Below are 6067 nucleotides of genomic sequence, written 5' to 3'. Positions count from 1 at the left end.
TCCAGATTTTTCGATAAGAATCTTTCGCATGTCATTCTTACTGTTAAGAAAGATTCCGAAAAATCAGTCCTCTTTTGCCGTTGGGGGTCTTAGGGGGCCTCGGAGCGAAGCGTGAAGAAAAAATTGAATTTGTTATGGAATTTGAAATTCAATTGTTTTAGCGTAGCGGAACGCCCCCTAACGTTCTTTGCCTACTTTCTTAATGCTAAGAAAGTAGGCCGTCGGAGACTCGTAATCGTCCCCGCGACAGCGGGGGGCCTTCCTCTTTTCTCACACGCGGCTTCCTGTTCCCGCCCCGGCGGAGGCAACGACCGACCGAGCGGTTTCGCGCAGCGAAATGGAGCCGAACGGCGACAAGCGCCGGATATTCCGAAGGAGGTTTCTATGAAGGATCTTTTTGAAGGCGTGTATCTCAAGCACCAGAAAAACGGCGAGAGCATCTGTTTCATTGCCGGGCGCGCGGGGGAAACCCGGTTCGTCCAGGTGATCACCAACGGGACCGTCCGGCAGTACGACGGGGCGCAGGGCTTCTGCTTTGGGGAGGAGGGCGTGGCGGCCGAGCTGCCCGGCGTGCAGGGCGCGGTGCGCTACGGCCCGCTGTCGCCGCTCAGGACGGACATCATGGGGCCGTTCCGCTTTCTGCCGATGCAGTGCAGCCACAGCGTATACAGCATGGCGCACACGCTGGCGGGCGGGTTCACGGTGGACGGCCGATTCATCGACCTGACGGGCGGGACCGGATACATTGAGGGCGACCGGGGCAGCGCCTTTCCACGGGACTACCTGTGGGTACAGTGCAACGATTTTGCGCAGCCGTGCAGCGTGATGGCCTCTGTCGCGCATATCCCGTTCTGCGGACGCTCCTTTACAGGGTGCATCTGTGCCGTTGTGTACCGCGGCCGTGAATACCGGCTGGCCACCTACCGGGGCGTGCGCATCGTGGAGGCGTCGTCCCGCAGGCTTGTGCTGCGGCAGGGCAGGTATCTGCTGGAAGCGTCCTTCGCGGCGCGGGAGGCACATCCGCTGCGCGCGCCCCGAACAGACGGCATGACGCGGACCATCCGTGAGTGCAACCGCGCCCGGGCACGGTTCCGCTTTTGGGAGGGCGGCGGCCTTGTGTTCGACTTGTGCAGCGAAAACGCCAGCCTCGAGTGCGAGGAGGCTGTGCCGGACGGCGCAAAAAGGCGCGGCGCACTGCTGTAAAACGCCGCTTGTGGGAAAAAAGGAAGGCCCCCGCGAAAGCGGGGGCTGATTCCGAAATCTGCCGATGGCGTTACTTTCTTAGTGTTAAGAAAGCAGGCAAAGGGCGCCGGGGTTTTGCCGTTGGGGCCCCGGCGCGGCGCAGCCGTGACGGGAACGGCAAAACATCGGCCCCGGTGGGGCCGATGACCGGCCAGCGCGGTTTCGCGCAGCGAAATGGAGCCGAACGGCGACAAGCGCCGGGGTTTTGCCGTTGGGGCCCCGGCGCGGCGCAGCCGTGACGGGAACGGCAAAATAGCGGCCCCGGTGGGGCCGATGACCGGCCAGCGCGGTTTCGCCGCAGGCGAAATGGAGGGCGAATGAAGCCCGACAAGCGCCGCCCTGCTCCATGCGGGACAAACGTCCGCGCGGCGGGCGGGGCGCGGCTTCCGGGGCATGCGGACGGAAACAGAAGGGAGATGCAGGAATGACATTGGGTGAAGCAAAAAGCGAAGTGCTGAAGCTGCTGGATGAAACAAAGCCGAAGGCGGACCTGACGGGCAGGCTGGACCGCTTTTTTGACATGGGACAGAAAGAGGTAGCGTTGTATTACCCCATCTGGCGCGAAAAAACGTACGCGGCGGAGGATGAAAAAACGCTGCCGCAGGACTGCTGTAAACCGCGCTACGTGATCGTAGACGGTATTGCACATCCGTACACAAAATATTCGCAGCTGCCGGATGCGTTTACGCTGCGCTATGAGGCGTATCCGGCGGACATTCCGGACAATGCGCCGGATGAAACGGAGTTTGATTTGCCGGATGAAGCAGTATTGGCCGTGATTTTTTTCGCTGCGGCGCAGACACAGAGCATGGAATACGACCAGCGGTTTTTCCAGAGCTTTTACGCGCAGTATCAGGGCAAGCTTTCAAACCTTTCGGGGCAGGCGGACGGCCCGGCGGCGGTCGTGACGGGTGGCTGCAATGTTTAAGCAGACAAATATGCCGGGCGCGTCGGCTCCCACGCTGTCCCAGGTGAAAATTGATACCTTTTTAGGCGCGGACCTGACGAACAGCCCGGCCAACGCGGACGAAAACCGCTCGCCCGACTGCGAGAACATGATCCGCGATGTGCCCGGGAAGGTGCGCAAGCGCATGGGATGGCAGGTGAAGCGGACGCTGGACGGGCGAATCAACGGATATCACGCGCTGATGGGGCACGACCCGCTGGTACACGCGGGCACAAAGCTGTACAAGGGCGATTCCGTGGTGTATTCTGACGCAAACGACGCGCGCAGCCGCTCGTGGGAATTTGGCGAAAAACTGTACATCGCGGACGGAAAGGCGCTGCTGTGCTACGACGGCACGGCCGTGACGCGGGTGGACGCGGACGCATACATCCCCACGCTGACCATCGCGCGCGCGCCGAACGGCGGCGGGGAGGAATACGAAAACGCCAATTTGATCTGCCCGAAATACCGGGAGCAGTTTTTGGGTACGGCGGAGGACAAGACCTATCAAATGTCCCTTGTGCCGCTGGACGGCACGCCCGTGGAGGCCGAGCTGTTGCAGACGGACGGAAGCTGGAGGCCGATGGCGGAAAACAGCGGCTTTACCGTGAACCGAACGGCGGGCACGGTCACGTTCACCACCGCGCCGGGCGTATCCCCGGTGGCGGGGCAGGACAATGTGAGAATCACCGCATCACACACGGTTGAGGGCTATGCGGACCGCATCAACAAATGCCGCATCGGCATCCAGTTCGGCGTGAACGGCGCGACGGACCGTTTGTTTTTGTCCGGCAGCCCGCAGCTCATCAACTACGACTGGTACAGCGGATTGAACGACCCCACCTACTGGGGAGACCAGGCCTATTCGGTGCTGGGCCAGAGCGACAGCGCCATTGTGGGATATTCCATTGTAAACGCCCGGCTGGCGGCGCACAAAGATTCCACCGATTCCGACCGGAACGTGATCGTGCGGGAGGGAACCCTTGTGGACAACAAGCCCGCGTTCCCCATCGTGAACATTTTGCAGGGCGAGGGAGCCATCGGGCCGTATTCGTTTGGATATCTGGGCACGGAGCCGCTGTTTTTGACAAAGCTGGGCGTTTACGCCATCACGGCGCAGGACATTACCGGGGAAAAATACAGCCAGAGCCGCAGCTTCTTCCTGAACGGGAAGCTGCTGGAGGAAAACGGGCTGGAGGAAGCGTTCGCGCTGGTTTACAAAGACATGTACTGGCTGTGCCTGAACGGGTGCGCGTACATTCTGGACGGGCTGCAGGCCACGCAGACGGACCGCTCGGCCCCCTATTCCACGCGCCAGTATGCGGGCTTTTACTGTACCAATATCCCGGCCCGCGTGCTGTGGGAGCAGGACGGCGCGCTGTGGTTCGGCACGGCGGACGGCAGGCTCTGCGCATTTGCAAACGAACCGTCCGACCCGCTGAACTACAACGACAACGGCGAGGCGATCTACGCGTGCTGGCGTACGCCGGACCTGAGCGGCCGGACCTTTTACCGCAACAAAACGTTCAGCCGGTTTTATGTGGCGCTGGCCAGCGCGCTGGCGACGGGCGTGCGGGCGTGGGGGCGCGTTGCGGGCATATGGGAAGAGCTGTTCAGCGATTTTGTGACGGCGCGGTATTTTTCCTATGCGCATCTGATCTATTCCAAGTTCACTTACTCCAACGACGACACGCCCCGCACGCTGGGGGACAAAATCCGGTTGAAAAAAGTGGACAAGGCGGGGTTCAAGGTGGAAAACGGCGTGCTGAACGAGCCGTTCGGGCTGGACAGCATCGGCATTGAATTTGTGGAGACCGGGTATTACCGGGCCTGAGAAAAGGAGGAGCTTATGGCGTTTCGAAAAATTACAGAAGGGGATATGCTGGGCAAGGGGAACGTGGGGCGGCCGGACACGCCCGGCGTTTCCACCGCCGAGATGCAGCGCATTATGGACGAGCTGCCGCGGGAGGTGCTTGCGCCCGCGTTCAACGAGCTTGCCGGCCAGCTGGAGGCCGAAACGGCGGCCGCCGACATCGGCGCCGCGGCGCCCGAGGGGGTGACGGCCGCGCCGGCGGGAAAGCTGCAGGCGGTGCTGAACGGACTGCGGGACCTTGTAAAAGCGCACACGGACCGCGCGGACAACCCCCACGGGGTGACGGCGGCGCAGGCGGGGGCCTATTCCAAGGCTGAGACGGACGCGGCCATCAGCGCGAAGGTGGTGGAGCTGGGCGCGGGCGACATGGCGAAAAGCATCTATGACCCCGGAAACGAGCAGCAGCCGCTTTTGCCGCGCAACGGGGACGGCTCCAACGTAACGGCGTCTTTTACCGAGGCGGAGCAGGATGCGGATATCCAGACGGGGGAAGAGCTGACCGTGCTGTTCGGGAAGATCAAGAAGCGGTTTTCCACCTATGACGCGGACGGCGACGGCGTGGTGGACCGGGCGGCAGCGGCGGACCGGGTGGCTAAAAAGTTCATCCTCCAAAACAACGCCGGGCAGCAGATGGCTGAATTTGACGGGTCGGCCGACAGGACGGTACAGCTTACGCCCGGCCAGGTGGGGGCCGAACCCGCCTTCACGAAAAACAACGCCTTCAACAAGAACTTTGGTTCAGCGGCGGGCACCGTGTGCCAGGGCAACGACGGCAGGCTTTCCAATGCACGGCGGGCCAGCAATATATCAATGAGCCTGTCCGGCACCACGCTGACAATCAACTATTCGTGAGGCGGTGAGGGCATGGCTTTGGTTTTCAACAATGTCACAGTGCCGCAGAGCGGGAATGTGATCTATAACGGCACGTCGTTATCTGTAGTGAAACACGGAAACACGCAGGTATGGAAGCGCGCGCCGGAGTACCTGTACAACAATGGAGATCAGTGTTCCGGATTTACCGGGGGCTGGGATGCCCGCGCCGCTTATTTTCTGAATACCGATACTTATTACCGCAACCAGACGGGCACGAAGCCTGTTTTCAACACCGGAAATATTTCAGTGACGTGTACCGGAAGCTATCTGGGCGGCGGCAGCGTCATCACAAACTGGCCTGTCGATCTGTCGGCGGTTTCATCACTGACGGCGAGTATCAATAAATTCGACCCTACCGAAACCTATTCAGCTTTCAACATCTATCTGCTCAGCGCGTGGCCTACGATCAACGCGGACAACTCATACGTTGCTGCAGTCCGTGTGCTGGGCAACCAGCAAGCGACCAGCGTGACGTTGAACACTTCCGGCTATAACGGCAGCTATTATGTTCTGATGGGTTTTTCAAACAACAATTCCCGTAGTTTTACAGGCTATATTTACAGCCTGAAATGCAATTTTTAGGAGGTACACAGAATGCTGAAAGTCACACTGAAAAACGGAAATGAATATGAACTGTTGGAAGATACAACAGTATACCCCAGCGGCAGCCCGAACGCCCGCAGCCGTATGGAAATCCACATGGCAGAGGATGCCATGACGGCGGCCGAGTTCGAGGCCGCTTTTATGGATGAGGCCGCGACGGCGAAAATCCGATTGACAAAAACGACGGACGAGGACAACACGAAAATTGTGTTTGATACGGTGTACCAGCACTATTGCCTTGTGGCGAGCATTGGCAAAAAGCGCGTGAGCAAAACAGACATTGCCACCGGGCAGGTCGTTGAAGAAATGCACCTTGTGGCCGAGCTGGAGCAGCGCACCTACATCGAACAGCAGCTTGCCGCGCTGGGGCTGTAAAGGAGGCATGGCGTATGGCAATTTTTAAGGGCCGCGTGCGGGTGCGGTACGGGTACAGCCGGTGGGGCTATACCCGGAACAACGGCAAGGGCTGGCATGGCGGCAGCGACGAGGAGGGGCTGGACAGCACCACCATCCGGATGCCCGATTACAAG

The 6067-nt window shown here is 60.2% G+C and carries 6 protein-coding genes; all 6 read left to right on the top strand.

The genetic code is table 11. The features are described from left to right. Positions 1–384 precede the first annotated feature (384 nt). Positions 385–1203, top strand: coding sequence for a tocopherol cyclase family protein (locus IIY41_RS12640; RefSeq protein ID WP_117461541.1), 819 nt, complete (start codon positions 385–387; stop codon positions 1201–1203). Between the two features lie 463 nt (positions 1204–1666). Beyond that, positions 1667–2170 (top strand): hypothetical protein, encoded by a 504-nt coding sequence (locus IIY41_RS12635; RefSeq protein WP_134107958.1) that lies wholly within the window; start codon positions 1667–1669, stop codon positions 2168–2170. Continuing rightward, on the top strand, positions 2163–4022 hold the full coding sequence (locus tag IIY41_RS12630; RefSeq protein WP_287401031.1) for a hypothetical protein: 1860 nt from the start codon (positions 2163–2165) through the stop codon (positions 4020–4022). Before IIY41_RS12635 ends, IIY41_RS12630 begins: the two co-directional genes overlap by 8 nt. Before the next feature lie 15 nt (positions 4023–4037). Next, positions 4038–4913 (top strand): hypothetical protein, encoded by an 876-nt coding sequence (locus IIY41_RS12625; protein ID WP_009324284.1) that lies wholly within the window; start codon positions 4038–4040, stop codon positions 4911–4913. Positions 4914–4925: 12 nt separating this feature from the next. Then, complete coding sequence (locus IIY41_RS12620) at positions 4926–5516, top strand: hypothetical protein (RefSeq protein ID WP_009324285.1); 591 nt, start codon at positions 4926–4928, stop codon at positions 5514–5516. Between the two features lie 12 nt (positions 5517–5528). Further along, entirely contained in the window at positions 5529–5912 is a 384-nt protein-coding gene (locus tag IIY41_RS12615; protein ID WP_058723401.1) for a hypothetical protein, read from the top strand. Positions 5913–6067: the final 155 nt, after the last annotated feature.

Origin of the sequence: Ruthenibacterium sp., assembly GCF_017421385.1 — a bacterium.
GTDB lineage: Bacteria > Bacillota > Clostridia > Oscillospirales > Ruminococcaceae > Ruthenibacterium > Ruthenibacterium lactatiformans.
This window is presented reverse-complemented; position numbering and strand designations above follow the sequence as displayed.

Coding starts and splice junctions, on each gene's coding strand:
- IIY41_RS12640 (WP_117461541.1), top strand. CDS start 385: ATGAAGGATCTTTTTGAAGGCGTGTATCTCAAGCACCAGAAAAACGGC.
- IIY41_RS12635 (WP_134107958.1), top strand. CDS start 1,667: ATGACATTGGGTGAAGCAAAAAGCGAAGTGCTGAAGCTGCTGGATGAA.
- IIY41_RS12630 (WP_287401031.1), top strand. CDS start 2,163: ATGTTTAAGCAGACAAATATGCCGGGCGCGTCGGCTCCCACGCTGTCC.
- IIY41_RS12625 (WP_009324284.1), top strand. CDS start 4,038: ATGGCGTTTCGAAAAATTACAGAAGGGGATATGCTGGGCAAGGGGAAC.
- IIY41_RS12620 (WP_009324285.1), top strand. CDS start 4,926: ATGGCTTTGGTTTTCAACAATGTCACAGTGCCGCAGAGCGGGAATGTG.
- IIY41_RS12615 (WP_058723401.1), top strand. CDS start 5,529: ATGCTGAAAGTCACACTGAAAAACGGAAATGAATATGAACTGTTGGAA.